We start from the raw sequence: 253 nt of genomic DNA on the forward strand, positions 1-253 counted from the left end.
TGTTATTTTACTTGCTATATGAGAATGTTTTAACTTTATAAATAAGAAAGAGAAGTACAACTAATATTAGTTGTACTTCTCTTTCTTATTTATAAAACAATTTGAATAATTGCAATAATAATTAAAATACTGATAATCCACTTTTGTACAAAACTAGGGACCTTTTTACCTAATTTTAAACCTAACGGAGCGAAAATAATACTCCCTATTATTAAAAATAACGCATCTTCTAAAGGAATGTAACCTTGTATAA

The organism is Staphylococcus sp. GDY8P131P (genome assembly GCF_017891975.1).
GTDB classification, from domain to species: domain Bacteria; phylum Bacillota; class Bacilli; order Staphylococcales; family Staphylococcaceae; genus Staphylococcus; species Staphylococcus nepalensis.